Here is a 16,088-nt window from a genome sequence, read left to right on the forward strand (position 1 = left end):
CGGAAAGGCGGCCTCTGCGGCATTGGGTGCGGGCGGTTCCAAGGCCCGTGCACCACGCGGTAATCGGGTATCGAGGAATTCACCACACGCTGCGGTGGAGGAGCCTCAGGAGGCAAGAACCAGACGGTCGCCTGCCTGGTCGCGCACCAGGGCGCACACGTCCCGCATGGCGTGTTCCAGGCGGTCGATCTCTTCGTCCGTGAGCAGCACGGACGGCTCGAAGCGCAGCGTGTGCACGGCGCTGGCGGTCGGGAAGGTCCGGATGGCGTGCCCGTGCAGGAGGTGCCCGGCGATGACGTAGCCGAACAGCGAGGAGCGGGCCGCCTCCCGCAGCGTGTCGTCGGCGGCGTCGGACTGGTCGTGGAACTCGAAGCCCAGCATCAGGCCGTGTCCGCGCACCTCCTTGACCACGTCCGGGAAGTCGGTACGGATCCCGTGCAGCATCCCGGCGAGCGCGGCGCCACGCTCTTGCGCGAGGCGGTAGCCGCGGCCGTCGTCAGCCTCCAGCATGGCAAGGACCTTGAGGGCGATGTGGCAGGAGAAGCTGTCCTTGGCGAAGGTCGAGCTGTGCAGCAGCTCGAACTCGGGGCGGTAGCGTCCTTCGCGCACCAGCGTCACGGACGCTTTGGCGATGCCACCGCCCAGGGACTTGGCGAAGACGTAGTAGTCGCCACGCAGGCCGAGGCGGGTGGCGCCCAGGAAGGTGCCGGTGCGGCCCAGGCCGCTCTGGATCTCGTCGATGACGACGGGACAGTCGGCCTCTTCGGCGAACGCCTTGATCTCTCGGGCGAATTCGGGCGACAGCGGCCGGATGCCGCCCTCACCCTGGATCGGTTCCAGCAGAAAGGCGCAGATCGTGTGGTGGTCGCGTTCGACGAGCCGGACAGTGCCGTCCTGCACGGTCGGCTCCAGGAGCATGCCACGCTCTTCCTGGAGCACCTCCTTGAGCGCCTCGGGGTGATCGCAGGGCACGAACCGGGCCTGCGCGCCGAGCGCCGCGAACGGGGTGCGGTAGGACTCGTTGTGCGTCAGCTGGACGCTGCCCATCAGCTTGCCGTGGAAGCCCGCCTTCAGTGCCACGAATACGGGAGGCTTCGCACGCCGCAGCTGGTTGCGGCGGTCGATCTCCGCGATCAGCAGGTCGGCGGCGTCCCGTCCTCCCGTGGGGCGGGGCAGGCCCAGTCGGGTCCACAGGGTGTCCGGCACCGTGGCCGCTCCCGCCCGCACGGTCTCCCGTACGCGCCGTGCGCTCGCCTCGATCTCCTCGAAGACCTTCGACAGGCGCATCACCCGGTCCAGCTCGGCATGTTTGACAGCCGCTTCGACGCCTTCGGCGCCGCTGTTCGCGAAGGTGGCGTAGTACGGCTCGTCGGAGCCGGTCTCGCGGTGGATGATCCGGTTGAGCTCGGCGGCGAGCCGGTTCGCGTACGGGTGCGAGGAGAACTGTGCGAGCACCGGGGTCTGTTCATCGAGGAGTTCCCGTGCGCGGGCCACGATGTCGGGATGGTTGTGCCCGAAAATGAGTGCGCCGTAACCGGCCGCATAATCAAGGACGGGTATCTCCTCTCCGTTCGCGCCTTTGCGGTAGAGCGTATTGCCGCTCGCGCGCACGTACTCGACATCCAGACCTGCCGTGGAAAGCAGCCTACGCAAATTGGGTTCCGCGAGCTCGCGAACCACGGATTCGGAATTCATGCCACTCCTTTTCGGATGCCCCGGAGATGCTTCCTGACATCCTGTTCCAGGTCGTCCCAGCGCGCGGTCATACCGAGGTCATTCCGCACGGCCGGTGACGGAGTGGGCGCCGAATTACCGGATATGTGCTGGGGCCGTTGCCGACGAGCGGCCGAAAGCAGCAGTGCCATCAGTTGCTCGCCGGTGGCCCGGGTGGGCTGCACCAGAGTCACCGACGTGGCGTGGCTCCTGCCGCCGGCCCATGTCGGCCGGCGCAGCAGCAGCTCGGGCGTCGCGGCCGCGACCACGAACAAGCGCCCTGATTCCGCGGAGCCGACGAGATCCTCGATGGCGTCCAGCACCCGGTCGTCGGCGCGGTGCAGGTCGTCGACGCACAGCACCAGCAGCATGTGCCGGGCCACCCTGAGGAACAACTCCCGCCAGGCGTCGAGAACGTCGCTCATCGCGTCCGCTGCGGTAGGCGCCTCGTGCGCGGCGTCGTGCACCGCGAGGAGTGGGGCGAGCCGGGACCACATGCGCTGCGCCGCCGCGGGAGAGCCGATGACCTCGCGCACCTTGTCCGCCAGGGCGTCGCGTGCAGCTGCCGGCGTGGCACCGGGCACGATGCCGCAGAACGCCGACAGGATCTCGGCCTGGGCCCGCAAGGGATGGTCGGCGGGCGTCGCCGGTGAGTTGCCGATCAGGAACAGCGGCGCGTCCGGCCGGCTGCCGGCCCACCGGCCGAACTCCCTGAGCAGCTCGGTCTTTCCCGAGCCGCGCTCGCCGAGGAGCGTGACCAGATGGGGAACCAGACGGTGCCGGGTCCGCTTCAAAAGCCCCTGGAGGACCTCCAGTTCATGGGTCCGGCCTGAGTCGCCGGCGTCGGCAGCGTGCCGCTCCCGCACTTCGACCGCCTGCCACGAAGTGGGCGAAGCCGCGGTGGGCAGGTAGGCCACGGCACTCTCGGTGGCTGTCCGGACCTCGTCACTGGCCCACACCTGTCCGGCAGGCACCTCGGACAACAGGAACTGGGAATCGTCGAGCGTCGCACCGACCACCGTGGGTACGCCGTCCTGGCCGCGGCGGCGCAGCCGCACCTCCCCCATGGTGACGCAGACATGCACGGTCAGCCGCAGCTGCCCGGCGTCGCGGGGCGTGGCGACATCCAGGACGTCCCGCACAGCGAGCGCCGCCAAGGTGGCCTGCCGGACGTCGTCCGCGCCCCCGTTCAGGCCGAACACGGCCAGCGACACCGACCCCAGGCAGGCCGTCACCGTCCCCCCGAATCGTTCGATCTGTTCCCTGACGACTTCGGCCGCGCCGTCCAGCAACTCGTCCAGGTCGTCACTGCCCTCGGCTCCCGCCTCCTGGGCGATCCGGGTACGCACGGAGACCACGCTGACCGTAGGGCGGTCGCCCGCGGCCCGCGGTGCGAGGGCGGCGGGAGTGTCGGAGACGGCTGTGGCAGCCGTGAGCGGGTTGTCAGGGACAGGTGTCCCTGGGGTGTTCCGCCCGGTGCCGTTGCGCGGATCGGACGCCGGTTTCCCGCCACGGGAGGGCACCAGCGCAGGGTGCAGCCGGACTGCGGGCCGCGCGGCTCGCGCAGCCGGTCCGGCCAAGGCCCCCAGTTGGACGGGGCGGTCCATCGACAAGGACGGGTCCTGGGTGAGGATCGCCTGCTGGAGCTGCTGAAGACCACGGCCGGGCTCCAGACCCAGGTTCTCCACCAGCGCCGCGCGCACCTGGCTGTAGGCGTTGAGCGAGTCGGCCTGCCGGCCGCACCGGTACAACGCGAGCATCAGCTGCGCCGAGGCTCGTTCCCGCAGCGGCTCAGCCTGCACCATGGTCTCCAGTTCGGACAGGATCTCGTAGTGGTGACCGCACAGCAGCTGGGCTTCGAAGTAGTCCTCCGTGACATCGAGCCGGGTGCTCTGCACGGCCGCCAGTTCGGGCCAGTCCAGACCAGCCTCCACCAGATCGGCCAGGGCGGGACCCCGCCACAGTGCCAACGCGTCGCGCAGCAGCCCCGCCGCCGCCTGTGCGTCGCCCTCGGCCTGTTTCCGCCGGCCCAGGCCCACCCAGGTGTGGAACAGATGAAGGTCGACCTGCTCCGGGTCCACGCGCAGCACATAGCCGGGAGCCTGCGTCAGCAGCGCGGGAGCCTCGTCGCCGCCGACACCGCGATACGACGCAAGCACGCCGCGCAGCCCGTAGACCGCGTTCTGCAAGATCTTCCGGGCGGTCGTCGGGGCCTCCTCGACCCCCCACAGGGCGTTCAGCAACCGACTGGTGGCGACCACCCGGTTGGCCTGGAGCAGCAGGTAGCCGAGAGTGGCGCGCTGTTTCGTCCCGCCGAGAGCAACGGTCTGCTCATCGGCGACGACTTCCATCGGACCCAACAACCGGAATTGCATCGTTCCCCCAGATCGACAGCCGAGCGGTCAAAATCCGGTCACCATGTTGCAAGGGAGCGATCCAAGCCCACACAAATCTGATACAAGCTCCAACCAACGCGATCACCTGGCTGTTAGAGCAGCTCCAGTACCGCGCACCCGAGACTGTCGGCGGAACCGCCCCCGACCAGCACCACCTTGTCCCCCGCAGCGAGTTCGGCCGAGTCCAGCAGATGGCTGAGACCCGCGGCCTGGTCACCGGACGGCAGATGACCCACCCCGGCGCCCCAGTCCCACGTGGTCCGCTTCTCGGCGACGCCCCACGCCGCACGCCTGTCCCAGCGTTGCAGACCCGAGCCCAGGTGCGGGAAGACGAACCGCGCGATGTCGTCGATGCCGAGCCCCGAATCCGTCAGAGCCTGCGCCACGACCTCGCGCTCCCCGTCTGCGAGCGGTGCCGCGAGGTCGTCGGGGCGAACCGCCGTCGCGGCCACCTTGTCACGTGCCCGTTCGTGTACGGCAGACGGAATCCGCCACGGCAGGTCGGAGCGCAGCAGACGCTGCGGCTGCTCCTCCACCACCGTGGTGGTCAGAACGCGCGCCAGTCCGCCGCCGGTTCTCAGCACCACGCCCGTCGCACCGTCGGCGAGCACACGGCCCGGCCCCGTGCAGAACCGGTCGCCGGTGTGCGCGGCCGCGCAGTCGCCAGTGGTGATCACCGCAGCGGTCATGTCCGGGGACGCGGATAAATACTGGGCCGCCAGATGCAGACCCACGACGCCACTGCCGACGGCGCCGCGGACCTCCAGCGCGGTGGCGCGCGGACACCGGAGCGCCTGCCGTACCTCTTCGGCACGGCAACCGGCCGCCTGCGCCGACCAGGAGGAGGCGTGCAGGACCAGGTCCACGTCACCGGCCGGCACACCCGAGCGGCGCCGCGCCAGGTCGGCGGCCCGCACCACGAGGCCCGGCAACGAGCCGTCCTCCGCCACGCGCACCGCGCGGTAGGCGTCCCGTCGGCACTGCCGGGCGTCGTACAACCCGGCGGTGACGGCCCGCTGGACGTCCTGGCTGTGCCCGAGCGACATCGCGGCCGCGCCGATGAACAGACCGTCCCAGCGCGTCACGCGCTCACCCCCTTCACCTCACGGAGAGCACCCGGGCCGGCATGCCGGGGCGCAGCGGCTCGGCCGGGCTCCCAAGTTATCGGCCCTCGGCCGACGCGATGCGCCCCGCGTCGGTACGGCTCAGGGCGGCGGTGACCGCCTCGGCCACCCCCGACAGCTGGGTGTCGAGGAAGAAGTGTCCGCCGCCGAAGACCCGGGTCGTGGTGGTGGCGGTGGTCAGTTCGCGCCAGGCCTTCGCCTCGTCCACGCTCACCACGGGATCGTCGTCCGCGATCAGCACGGTGAACGGCACGCCGAGGCGCGGGCCGGGTCGCCAGACGTATCCGCCGATCGCCCGGTAGTCGGCCCGAAGCGCAGGCATGACCATCTCCCGCAGCTCCGGGTCCTCGAGCACCCGCGGAGTGGTGCCCCCCAGCAGCCGAACGACCCGCAGGATGTCCTCGTCCGTGCGCAGCGAGTCGTACCGGGCGGGCCGGGCGGTGGGGGCGCCCCGGCCGGAGAGGATCAGTGCCTCGGGCCCGGGCAGGGACCGCTCGGCGAGGCGGCGGGCCACCTCGTACGCCGCGACGGCGCCCATGCTGTGCCCGAACAGGACGTACGGACCCGTCACCCGGCTCCGTACCTGTTCGGTGAGCGCGTCGGCGAGGCGGCCCATGTCGTCGACGGGCTGTTCGCTTCGGCGGTCCTGACGGCCGGGATACTGCGCCGCCAGTACCTCCACCGCCGGAGCCAGCGCCCGCGCCAGCGGCAGGAAGGCACTGGCCGCGCCACCGGCGTGCGGGAAGCAGATCAGCCGCGGTGCCTCGCTGCCCAGCCGCTGAGCCGGATCCTGCGGATGGAACCTGCGCAGCCACTCGCCCGCCATTCCTACTCCTTTGGTCTCCGCGCTCCAGTCCGCCCCGTGCGGCACACGGCCGCGCCCAGCGTTTCGCACGCCGTTCAAAGACCGCACAAACCGCACACAAGTCCAACGGGTGCATCGGGCAGTCGGCCGGCCGCTCCCCGGGGAGCGCGATACTGAGCCGCATGATCGCGATCCGGTTCGACCGCTTCGGCGGCCCCGAAGTCCTAGAGACAGTTGAGCTTCCCGCCCCCGGACCCCAGCCCGGACAGGTCCGGATCACCGTCGAGGCCGTGGGCGTCAATTTCGCGGACACCCACCAGACCGACGGCTCCTACCTGACGGCCGACCTGCTGCCCTACATACCCGGAAGCGAGGTCGTGGGCCGCACCCCGGACGGCCGACGCGTACTCGCCCGTGTCTCGGGAGGGTACGCCGAACAAGTCCTGGCGCCTGAGAACGCGCTCGTCGACATCCCCGAGGACCTTCCGGCGGCTCACGCGCTCGCCCTGCTCACCCAGGGCCTGACCGCCTGGCACCTGCTGCGCACCGCCGCCCGGCTCGCGCCCGGCGAGACCGTGGTCGTCCATTCCGCGGCCGGCGGTGTGGGCAGTCTGGCGGTACAACTGGCCCGGCACTTCGGCGCCGGACGCGTTCTCGCCCAGGCCTCCACCCCCGACAAGCGTCGACTCGCCCTCGAACTGGGCGCCGACGGCATCGCGGAGTACCCCCTCTCGGACAAGGCGGACGTCATCCTCGACGCGGTGGGCGGCACCCTCTTCGACCAAGCCCTCGACTCCCTCGGCCTCTCGGGCCGCCTGGTCACCTACGGCAACGCCGCCCGGACCCCCTTCACCCCTGTCGACCCGGCCCGTCTCAGCCGCCTCAACGCGGCCGTCATCGGCTTCTGGCTACGCCCCACCCTGAAGGCCCCCGGTGGCTACACCGAACTCCTCCGCGAACTCCTCGACCTCACCAGCCGAGGCGTACTCCGAGCGGTCACCGGCCCGAGCTACCCGCTGAACCAGGCCCGGCGCGCTCACGAGGACCTGCTGGCACGCCGCACCACCGGCAAGGTCACCCTGCACCCGTGAACCACTCAAAGCCCGGTCAAAAGAGCGTCGGCCGCATGACATACCCACGCCCCAGCCCTTTGCCTCCACCCCACCTCCACGCCACGATCAACCACGGCACACCACACCCCTGAACGTGACCGGGCCGGCCGAATCCCCCGTCGTGTCGGCCCGGTCACCACTCCCCCAGGTGCTGAAACGGGCCCGGCCTCCTGCCACGTCCGGCCTCCTCTCGGAGCACGTCGGCGAGTTGGTCCCTGAGAGCTCGCCTCCTCCGTGGCCACCCGCCGGCGGACCTCAGGTTCCGCCCTGGCCCCCTCATCGCCCTCCCTGCGCCAAGCGTCCTCCGGCGCCCGCGGCCCGGCCGGCCGGAGCGGCCGTCCGCCGAGTGCGACGACGAGGCGCGCGGAGCGCTCCGGAGGGCGGGTCAGCACCTCGCAGCCATCCGACGCGGCAGGTCACGGGGCTCGCTGGGCTCTTCCGGGACATCTGAGCGGCTGTCCGACCCGGAGCCGGACGGGGGCGCTCACGACGTGGGCGCCCCCGTCCGATGCCCGTGGTCAGTCGTCCGGGACCCCGGTGCCGCTGAGGCCCGGAACCGTCCGCTCCAGTTGCACCAGTGAACGGGCGCCGAGGCGGAACTGGGCGAGTTTGTCGACGATCGTCCGGCCGACCGGGGTGTGGCCCCAGATACTGATGCCCTGGTGGGTGCTGGGCTGCCAGGTGGTCTCGTCGATGACGACGGGGTTCCAGCCGACCTCCCATTCGAAGCCCGAGGGGTGCGGGCGTAGTAGGAGAGTTCCTTGTCGTTGGTGTGCTGTCCGACGGACAGGGCCATGCCGAAGCCGAGTTCGTGCGCACGGTCGTAGCTGCGGGCGAGGTCGTCCAGTGTGGCCACCTGGACGTTGAGGTGCTGGACGCGGGTGCGGACCGGGTCGATGGGCAGGCCCCGGACGGCGGCGATGGCGATGGAGTGGTGGCGTTCGTTGACGCGCAGGAAGCGGATCCTGAGCTTGACGCCGCTGATCGTCTCGTCGATGTAGTCGGTGAGGCGGGCGTCGAAGACGGTGTTGAAGTAGCCGCGCATCAGGGTCGGCCGGGTCGAGGTGATGGCGACATGGCCCATGCCGGAGTCGCCCGTTATCCAGCCGGACGCGAGCATCCGCAGGGGTTCCGGGGCCAGAACCGGGGTGGTGTAGATCTCCTGGGTGATGCCCTTGGGGCCGGGGAAGCGCAGGAGTCGCTCGACACCGCGCAGGCTCGCCTCCTCTGCGGTGCCCTCCGCGACGGGGACGCCGTGAGCGCGGACGCCGGCCTCGATCTGCTCGAAGGCGGCGTGGTCGGCGAGGTGCCAGCCGATGGCCACGACATCCTCGGCGGGGCCCCGGCGCAGCAGGAAACGGCACTCGTGGTCGTCGATGCGGAAGCGCATCAGGCCGGTGTCCAGATCGTCGAGGTGCATGCCGATGGCGTCGGTGCCGAAGCGGCGCCAGTCGGTGAAGCGGTTGGTCTCGATGACGAGGTAGCCGAGGTGGACGGCGCCGAAGACGGACGGGGCGTCATATCCCTGGTACGGGGTCATCGCCGGCCGGCCAGGAAGTCGGCGCAGATCCGGTTGAACAGCTCGGCCCGCTCGAACTGCACCCAGTGCCCGGTGTTGGCGACCTCGTACAGATCGCAGTTGGGCATGCGGTCGGCCAGCATCCGGCCGCCCGAGGGCCGGTTGACCTTGTCGGCGGCGCCCCAGAGCACCAAGGTCGGCACGGGCAGCCGGGACAGGCGGGCGTCGCGGGTGAAGTCCATCCTCCACAGCGTGCGCAGCGCGTTCGGGCCGGAGGCCGGCGCAGCGGCGGGGCCGCGATCACCTCCGGGTCGATGCTCACCTCGTAGCGGGCGTCGATCACGGAATCCGGGACGTCGGCGGCGTTGAAGACGAGGTAGGTGCGGATGAACTTCTCCAGCTTCAGCCGTGAAGGGCCGTCACCGGCGTAGTAGTTGAGGAGGCTGCTCAGACCGGGGGTCGGCAGGGCGCGGGTGGTGCCGATGCCGCCGGGGCCCATCAGCACCATGCGGTCGATCCGGTCGGGGGTGTCCAGCGCGAGACGCAGGGCGCAGGCGCCGCCGTAGGAGTTGCCGACCAGGTGGGCCTGGTCCAGGCCGAGTTCGTCGAGCAGGCCGTGGATGCCGGCGGCGAGGTGCCCGAAGGGGTCGGCGCCGTCGACGCCCTTGGTGCTGCGTCCGTAGCCGGGCAGGTCGGGGACGATGACCCGGTACTCCTTGGCCAGCTCGGCGATGTTGCGGGTGTAGTTGGAGACGCCGGAGGCGCCGGGGCCGCCGCCGTGCAGCAGCAGGACGGGCGGGCCGTCGCCGGTCTCCGCGACGAAGATCTTCCTGCCGTGGACGTCGAGCAGCCTTTCCCGCATCGGCGGGGGTGCGGTGTGTGTGGTCATGGCGTTCCTTGGGTGGCGGTCGAGGTGGCCGTACGCGATACCGGTGCGAACCCGGCCGGGGGCGGCGGGAGTTGGGCGGCGGAGGGTGCGGCGGCGTAGACGTAGGCGTCGGGGCGCAGGGCGAGGGTGGCGGCGCGGCGACGGGCCATCCAGGGCAGCAGTACGCCCTCGTCGTCGACGACCGCACCCGGCGCTGGACTGCTGCCGGCCGGCAGGACGGTCAGGGAGGGGACACCGCGGCGGTCCCACGCCGGCTGTGGGGTCGGCGGTTCGCCGTGCAGGAGCAGCCAGCGCCCGGCGAGTATGTCGTCCAGGCGGGCCCGGGTGCCGTCGGGGCCGGTCACCCAGGGCTGGGGTATCTGGTGCCCGGAGGCCTTGGTGCGGGGGCGAGCCTGCAGGCCCTCGGCGTAGTGGGCGGCGGGGATCCAGTTGGAGTCCTGAAGGAGGCGGGCGAAGCCGGGGACGCGGTTCAGGAGCGGAAGCGCGGAGTCCCGGACCCGGGTGACCGCGCGCCGCCGTTCGGTGATGATCCGGCCGACGAACACCGCCCGCTCGGTGATCTCCTTGACGTGTGGCTTGCGCTCCGTCTCGTAGCTGTCGAGCACCGATTCGGGCAACTCGCCGCGCAGCACGGCGTCGAGCTTCCAGCACAGGTTGGCCACGTCACGCACCCCGGCCGCCATGCCCTGGCCGATCCACGGCGGCATCGCGTGGGCCGCGTCACCGGCGAGGAAGACCCGGCCCACCCGGAAGCGGGCGGCGAAGCGGACGTGGTGGCTGTAGACGGTGGCCCGCAGGATCTTGATCTGGTGCTTGCCGATTCCGTACCGGGACACCAGCGCGTGGATCGCCTCGTCGCTGGTCAGGTGCTCCTCGTCGTCGCCCGGCAGGATCGGGAACTCCCACCGGTGGTGCCCCAGCGGAGTCGGGCAGTCCACTGCCGGGCGGCCCGCGTCGCAGCGGAAGCGCAGCCGGTCGTGGTCCGGCCACGGCTCGATCATCTTCGTGTCGATGACGACCCAGCGGTCCTCGTACGTCCGTCCCTCGTAGCCCACGTTGAGCTGTGCGCGGGTGAGGCTGGAGCCGCCGTCGGCCGCGATGACGTACCTGGCGCGCAGTCGCCGTACGGCGTCGTCGGCGGTTCCCGCGACCGTCAGCTCCACCTCGGCTCCGTCCGCGGTCTGGCGCAGCCGCAGGCACTCGTGCCGCAGCAGCACCTCGACGTCGGGGTAGCGGTCGACGCCGTCACGTAGGACCTGCTCCAGCGCGGGCTGGTAGATGAACATCTGCGGCGGGTGGCCGTGGCCGCGCGGCGTGGGGTGCGCGCTGAGGATCGTGCGGCCCCGCGCGTCGACGAAGTCCAGCGGCCGGTCGGCCAGCATGTCCAGCTTCAGCCGCTCGGCAAGGCCGGCGCGCTGCCAGATCCGCAGGACCTCCTCGTCGGTGGAGATCGCCCGGGCCCGGGAGTAGATCCCGGCATCCCGCTCCAGCACGACGACCCGCAGGCCGGCCGCGCCCAGCAGGTTCGCCGCGGTCACCCCCGTCGGCCCGTACCCGATCACCGCCACGTCGTACGTGTCCTGGTCGGCTCTGTCCTCGGCCCTGCTCCCGGCACTGATCCCACTCACCAGGCCACCTCACTGTCGTCCCTGTTGCGGCTCTTTGTTGTAGCGCCTACTACAATTGGAATGACCGCTACGGTAAGCTCGGCGTCCGGGACGGTCAAGTGCCGGCACCACGGGAAAGGCGTCTCCCATGACCAGGCCGCAGACCAGGTCGCACACCAGGCCGCAGGCGGCGCGCAAGAAGCGTGCGAACGGGTTGGAGTCGCGGCAGCGCATCCTCGACGCCGCCGTCGAGATCGCGGGCGAACGCGGGTACGAGGGCACGTCGATCGCCACGGTCAGCGCCCGGTGCGGGCTGCCCGCGAGCTCGATCTACTGGCACTTCAAGGACAAGGACGACCTGATCGCGGCAGTCATCGAGCGCAGCTTCACCGCCTGGCTGACGGCCGTCGAACTGCCCGGCGAGGACGCCGGAACACCACTGGAGCGGGTCATGACGATGGCGGCGAACGTGGCGAAGTCCCTGGTCGACGCCCCCGACTTCCTGCGCCTCGGCCTGATGCTCGCCCTGGAGCGGCGGCCTGCCGAGCGCCGGGGACGGACCGTGTTCCTTCAGGTCCGTGACCTCGCCCGGCAGCGGATATCGGACATGATCGGCACCCTCTTCCCGACCCTGGACGAGGAAGCCGTCCGCATCCTGACCACGTACGCCGTGGCCGGTGCCGACGGGCTGTTCGTGCAACGCGAAGTGGGTGGCGACTGTGTCGACCTGGTGGCGATGTTCGAGCTGCACGCGCGGCTCGTCCATGACGCGGCGGTCCGTATGGTCGCGAGGAGCGAGGGATGAGCCTGACCTACGTCCAGCGCGAGGAGGCGGCGCGGCTGCTGCGGGAGGCGGAGCACTATGCGGTGCCGATCGACCCGCTGTCCGCCCGGCTTCCCGGCCTCGACCTAGCCGACGCCTACGCAGTCCAGCGCGACAACGTCGCCTGGCGGCTGGCCGACGGGGCGACGGTCATCGGACACAAGGTCGGCCTGACGTCCCCGGCCATGCGACGGCTGCTCGGCGTCGACGAACCCGACTTCGGTCATCTGCTGGACGACATGGTCCACCGTGACGGTGCCCCGGTCTTCGCCGCGCACTACTGCCGGCCTCGGATCGAAGCGGAGATCTGCTTCCACCTCAGCGAGCGGCTGTCCGGCCCCGGCGTCACGGTCGAGGACGTACTCAGGGCGACCGATGCCGTCGCGCCCGCCCTGGAGATCGTCGACAGCCGGATCCGGGACTGGCGGATCACCCTTGTCGACACCGTCGCCGACAACGCCTCCTCCGCGGGCCTCGTCTGCGGCCCCTGGATCCCGGTCCGGGACGCGCCCGACCTTGCCGCCGTCACCGCCGACCTGATCGTGGACGGCGAGCCGGCCGGGTCGGGCAGCGGGCGCGAGGTGCTGGGCCACCCCGCGGCAGCGGTCGCCTGGCCGGCCAACACGCTCGCCGCCTTCGGCGCCTCGCTGGAACCCGGCCATGTCGTGCTGCCCGGCGCCATGACCACCGCGCCCTTCGTCAGGGCCGACCAGAAGGTCGAGGCACGGTTCGACGGCCTGGGGCCGGTGTCGGTGAGCTTCGTGTGACGGCCGTGGAACCTCCTTGGACGGGCGAGGAATTCGTCCGCTTCCGTGCACAGACCGTTCGTGCGAGACCCGCCCCCCGAGAAAGCCGGGAGAGCCCCCCATGACCACCGCACCCCGCCGGATCGACGTCCACCAGCACCTCGTCCCGCCCCTCTACCGCGACGCCCTCGCCGACGCCGGTATCACCGAGGCGGGCGGCCGTGCCCTGCCCGGCTGGAGCGTCGGCGCCGCGCTGGAGGCGATGGACCTGCTGGGCACCGAGACCGCGATCCTCTCCGTCTCGACCCCCGCCACCGGCTTCCTCACCGACCCCGACGAGGCGGCGGGCCTGGCCCGGCGGCTCAACGACCACTCCGCCGGCGTCGCCGCCGAACACCCCACCCGCCTCGGCTGGTTCGCCACCCTGCCCATGCCCGACGCCGAGGCGGCGGCGAGGGAGGCCGAGCGGGCTCTCGGCGAGCCGGGCGCCGACGGGGTCACCCTGCTCGCCAACAACCGGGGCGCCTACCTCGGAAGCGAGGGCCAAGAGCCCTTGTGGCGGGTCCTCGACGAACACGGTGCCGTCGTGTTCGTCCACCCGGCCGACCTCCCCGCCCCCGCCGTCGACGGCATCCCCCCGTTCGCCGCCGACTTCCTCCTCGACACCACCCGCGCCGCCTACCTCCTAGTCCGCAACGGCGTGCCGCGCCGCCACCCGAACATCCGGTTCGTCCTCAGCCACGCCGGCGGCTTCCTGCCGTACGCCTCCCATCGCATGGCCGTCGCCCTGGCCAGTGACATCGGGCGCAGCCCCCGCGACGTCCTGGACGACTTCCGCGGCTTCTACTTCGACACCGCGCTCTCCTCCAGCCCCGCCGCTCTGCCCACCCTGCTGGCCTTCGCGCGTCCCGGACACGTCCTGTTCGGCAGCGACTGGCCGTTCGCGCCCGCACCCGCGGGCCAGTACTTCGCAGCCGGCCTCGACTCCGGCGTCGAGGCCGGCACCCTCGCCGCGGTCAACCGCACCAACGCCGAGGCCCTCTTCCCCCGCCTGGCCGACGGCACTCCCGCCCCTGCTCCGTCCCGCCTCCTCCCGGTACGCCTGCGTCAGTCCGCACAGCGAGCCGCCGCCCGCCTCGTCTTCAAGCTGGTCCAGCCCGGCACCGACTGAGCGCCCGACTACGCGATATCCACATCGAACGCCGGGAACTCGGCCGACTCGTCCAGCTCGGCCCAGACCGTCTTGCCGCGTCGGGCATGCCGCGTCCCCCACTGCCCGGCGAGCTGCGCGACCAGCAGCAGGCCCCGCCCGCCCTCGTCGAGAACGCGGGCCCGGCGCAGGTGCGGTGTGGTGCTGCTGGCGTCGGAGACCTCGCACAGGAGGGTGCGGTCGTGGATGAGGCGCAGGCTGATCGGGGAACGGCCGTAGCGGATGGCGTTGGTGACGAGTTCGCTGACCACCAGTTCCGCGGTGAACTCGAGGTTCTCCAGGCCCCAGGCGGCCAGTTGGCGGGAGACGTCGGAGCGGGCACGGGCCACCACGGCCGGGTCGGCCTCCAGGTCCCAGGTGGCGACCCGGTCGGTCCCCAGTGCGCGGGTACGGGCGAGCAGCAGGGCGATGTCGTCGTCCGGCCGGGAGGGCAGCAGGGCTTCCAGCACGGTGTCGCAGGTCGCTTCCAGGGAGGTCGCGGGTCGGGCGAGGATCTGTCGCAGCGTAGTGAGCCCCGCGTCGGCGTCGTGGTCGCCGGCCCCGATCAGCCCGTCGGTGCACAGGGCGATCAGGCTGCCCTCGGGCAGATCGACCTCCACCGTCTCGAAGGGCAGCCCGCCCAGTCCGAGCGGCGGGCCGGGCGGCACATCCAGCAGCTCCGCCGTGCCGTCCCGGACCACCACGGCAGGGGGCACATCCCCCGCGCGGGCAAGAGTGCAGCGGCGGGAGACGGGGTCGTAGACGGCGTAGAGGCAGGTGGCGCCGTTGTCTCCGCCGACATCGGCGTCGGGCTCGGCGTCGGGGTCCGTGCACGCTTCGGTGGTCACGCGCACGACGACGTCGTTCAGATGGGTGAGGAGCTCGTCGGGCGGCAGATCGATGTCGGCCAGGGTGCGTACGGCGGTCCGCAGCAGGCCCATCGTGGCGGCGGCGCGGATGCCGTGGCCGACCACGTCCCCCACCACGAGGGCGACCCGGGCGCCGGACAGCGGGATGACGTCGTACCAGTCGCCGCCCACGCCGGCGTCGGAGCCGGCCGGCAGGTACCGGGAGGCGACGTCCACGGCCGACTGCTCCGGCGTCTCCTGGGGAAGCAGGCTGCGCTGGAGGGTGACGGCGGTGGCGCGGGCGTGGGTGTAGCGGCGGGCGTTGTCGACGGCGACGGCGGCCCGCGCGGCGATCTCCTGGGCGAGGACCAGGTCCTCGTCGTCGTAGCGGGCGCTGTTGCCGAGCCGGTGGAACTCGGCGACGCCCAGCGTGGTGCCCCGGGCGCGCAGCGGGACGACGAGGGTCGAGTGGGCTCGCGGGACGCCCCGGGTCCTGCCGTGCTGGTGGCGGGAGGGACGTCCACTGGCCAGGGCGTACGCCGACGGCGAGCCGTGTTCCGGGATGTGGAGCTGCTGCGGTGCGATCGCCGTCTCCGGGTCGGTCCCGTCCGCGGGTCCGCGGGCCATCCGGCGCAGCAACGGCGGGCCCTCCTCCACGGCGTCCTGTCCGCGCAGCACGGCGTCGAGCAGGTCGACGGTGACGATGTCGGCGAAGTGGTCGGTGGCGAGGTCCGCCAGCTCCTGTGTGGTGCGGGCGATGTCGAGGGTGGTGCCGATGCGCACGCTCGCCTCGTTCACCATCGCCGACCGCCACCGCAGGCGCCGGTCCCGCTGCTCCTCGAACGTCGCGACGGCCTGCTCCGAGACCCGGTCCACGTACGTCGTCGACATGGCGTTCAGCTCGCGGGCCGCCTCGCTGACCTGTTCGGCGTCGTCGCTGAGCCGGGGCAGCTCCGTGAGCAGCCGGTCGATGACGATCTCCTCCGAGAGCCGCAGGGCGCGCAGCATGACGCTGAGCGGCGTGCCGTGCCGGGCAAGTATCTGCGCGCGATCCGCGTCGGCGGCCGGCAGTTCGATCAGCTTCGGCGCGATGGCGTGCTCCAGGCCGAAGAGGGCCGCGCCGATGTGCTCGGCGACGTTCTCGCCGGCCATCCGGGCCACGTACGGGTCCTCCCACAGCCCGGGGAGTTCGCGCAGCAGGCGCCGTTGCACGTCGGCCGTGAGCTCGTCCGCTCGCGAACCGAGCTCGCGCGCCGCACGCGAGAGAAGACCGTCGGCCCTGGGCTCCACACACACGACGTTACGCCGCTCCCGCGG

At 71.7% G+C, this 16,088-nt stretch carries 11 protein-coding genes and 2 pseudogenes; 4 read left to right on the top strand and 9 right to left on the bottom strand.

Annotated features, from left to right (window positions below; all coding sequences use genetic code 11):
* Positions 1-105 precede the first annotated feature (105 nt).
* The 4 genes from OHO27_RS09805 to OHO27_RS09820 form a co-directional block, all read right to left on the bottom strand.
* Entirely contained in the window at positions 106-1,695 is a 1,590-nt protein-coding gene (locus OHO27_RS09805; RefSeq protein ID WP_328422314.1) for an aspartate aminotransferase family protein, read from the bottom strand.
* Complete coding sequence (locus OHO27_RS09810) at positions 1,692-4,064, bottom strand: BTAD domain-containing putative transcriptional regulator (RefSeq protein ID WP_328430394.1); 2,373 nt, start codon at positions 4,062-4,064, stop codon at positions 1,692-1,694. The genes OHO27_RS09805 and OHO27_RS09810 overlap by 4 nt, the downstream gene beginning before the upstream one ends.
* Positions 4,065-4,201: 137 nt before the next feature.
* Positions 4,202-5,194: a ketoacyl-ACP synthase III family protein gene (locus tag OHO27_RS09815; RefSeq protein WP_328422317.1), complete on the bottom strand. Its 993-nt coding sequence runs from the start codon at positions 5,192-5,194 to the stop codon at positions 4,202-4,204.
* A 76-nt stretch (positions 5,195-5,270) separates the two neighbouring features.
* Positions 5,271-6,059, bottom strand: coding sequence for a thioesterase II family protein (locus OHO27_RS09820; RefSeq protein WP_328422319.1), 789 nt, complete (start codon positions 6,057-6,059; stop codon positions 5,271-5,273).
* Between the two features lie 161 nt (positions 6,060-6,220).
* Here OHO27_RS09820 and OHO27_RS09825 point away from each other — a divergent pair, with 161 nt between their 5' ends.
* Positions 6,221-7,129 (top strand): quinone oxidoreductase family protein, encoded by a 909-nt coding sequence (locus OHO27_RS09825; RefSeq protein ID WP_328422321.1) that lies wholly within the window; start codon positions 6,221-6,223, stop codon positions 7,127-7,129.
* A 539-nt stretch (positions 7,130-7,668) separates the two neighbouring features.
* Here the strand turns inward: OHO27_RS09825 and OHO27_RS09830 are convergent.
* The 4 genes and pseudogenes from OHO27_RS09830 to OHO27_RS09840 form a co-directional block, all read right to left on the bottom strand.
* Positions 7,669-8,690, bottom strand: a pseudogene (locus tag OHO27_RS09830) (VOC family protein).
* The gene (locus OHO27_RS43110; RefSeq protein WP_443059699.1) at positions 8,687-8,911 is read right to left on the bottom strand and encodes an alpha/beta fold hydrolase; all 225 of its coding nucleotides are present in this window, start codon (positions 8,909-8,911) and stop codon (positions 8,687-8,689) included. The pseudogene OHO27_RS09830 and the gene OHO27_RS43110 overlap by 4 nt, the downstream one beginning before the upstream one ends.
* Before the next feature lie 20 nt (positions 8,912-8,931).
* Positions 8,932-9,558: pseudogene (locus OHO27_RS09835) on the bottom strand (alpha/beta fold hydrolase); the annotation flags it as partial.
* Entirely contained in the window at positions 9,555-11,186 is a 1,632-nt protein-coding gene (locus tag OHO27_RS09840; RefSeq protein WP_328422323.1) for a bifunctional 3-(3-hydroxy-phenyl)propionate/3-hydroxycinnamic acid hydroxylase, read from the bottom strand. The gene OHO27_RS09840 and the pseudogene OHO27_RS09835, both read right to left, overlap by 4 nt.
* Positions 11,187-11,313: 127 nt before the next feature.
* On the opposite strand from OHO27_RS09840, the gene OHO27_RS09845 reads away from it, so the two are divergent.
* From OHO27_RS09845 to OHO27_RS09855, 3 genes are all read left to right on the top strand, one after another.
* Entirely contained in the window at positions 11,314-11,970 is a 657-nt protein-coding gene (locus OHO27_RS09845; protein WP_328422325.1) for a TetR/AcrR family transcriptional regulator, read from the top strand.
* On the top strand, positions 11,967-12,755 hold the full coding sequence (locus tag OHO27_RS09850; protein ID WP_328422327.1) for a 2-keto-4-pentenoate hydratase: 789 nt from the start codon (positions 11,967-11,969) through the stop codon (positions 12,753-12,755). The genes OHO27_RS09845 and OHO27_RS09850 overlap by 4 nt, the downstream gene beginning before the upstream one ends.
* A gap of 100 nt (positions 12,756-12,855) precedes the next feature.
* On the top strand, positions 12,856-13,905 hold the full coding sequence (locus OHO27_RS09855) for an amidohydrolase family protein (RefSeq protein ID WP_328422330.1): 1,050 nt from the start codon (positions 12,856-12,858) through the stop codon (positions 13,903-13,905).
* 8 nt (positions 13,906-13,913) lie between these two features.
* Here the strand turns inward: OHO27_RS09855 and OHO27_RS09860 are convergent, their stop codons facing one another.
* Complete coding sequence (locus OHO27_RS09860; protein WP_328422332.1) at positions 13,914-16,061, bottom strand: ATP-binding SpoIIE family protein phosphatase; 2,148 nt, start codon at positions 16,059-16,061, stop codon at positions 13,914-13,916.
* Positions 16,062-16,088: the final 27 nt, after the last annotated feature.

The sequence above is a fragment of the Streptomyces sp. NBC_00443 genome (genome assembly GCF_036014175.1).
GTDB lineage: Bacteria > Actinomycetota > Actinomycetes > Streptomycetales > Streptomycetaceae > Streptomyces.

What these genes read in the sequence shown, in the direction of transcription:
- OHO27_RS43110 (WP_443059699.1), bottom strand. Translation starts at nt 8,911, where the DNA reads ATGGACTTCACCCGCGACGCCCGCCTGTCCCGGCTGCCCGTGCCGACC.
- OHO27_RS09805 (WP_328422314.1), bottom strand. Translation starts at nt 1,695, where the DNA reads ATGAATTCCGAATCCGTGGTTCGCGAGCTCGCGGAACCCAATTTGCGT.
- OHO27_RS09855 (WP_328422330.1), top strand. Translation starts at nt 12,856, where the DNA reads ATGACCACCGCACCCCGCCGGATCGACGTCCACCAGCACCTCGTCCCG.
- OHO27_RS09825 (WP_328422321.1), top strand. Translation starts at nt 6,221, where the DNA reads ATGATCGCGATCCGGTTCGACCGCTTCGGCGGCCCCGAAGTCCTAGAG.
- OHO27_RS09850 (WP_328422327.1), top strand. Translation starts at nt 11,967, where the DNA reads ATGAGCCTGACCTACGTCCAGCGCGAGGAGGCGGCGCGGCTGCTGCGG.
- OHO27_RS09845 (WP_328422325.1), top strand. Translation starts at nt 11,314, where the DNA reads ATGACCAGGCCGCAGACCAGGTCGCACACCAGGCCGCAGGCGGCGCGC.
- OHO27_RS09820 (WP_328422319.1), bottom strand. Translation starts at nt 6,059, where the DNA reads ATGGCGGGCGAGTGGCTGCGCAGGTTCCATCCGCAGGATCCGGCTCAG.
- OHO27_RS09810 (WP_328430394.1), bottom strand. Translation starts at nt 4,064, where the DNA reads ATGGAAGTCGTCGCCGATGAGCAGACCGTTGCTCTCGGCGGGACGAAA.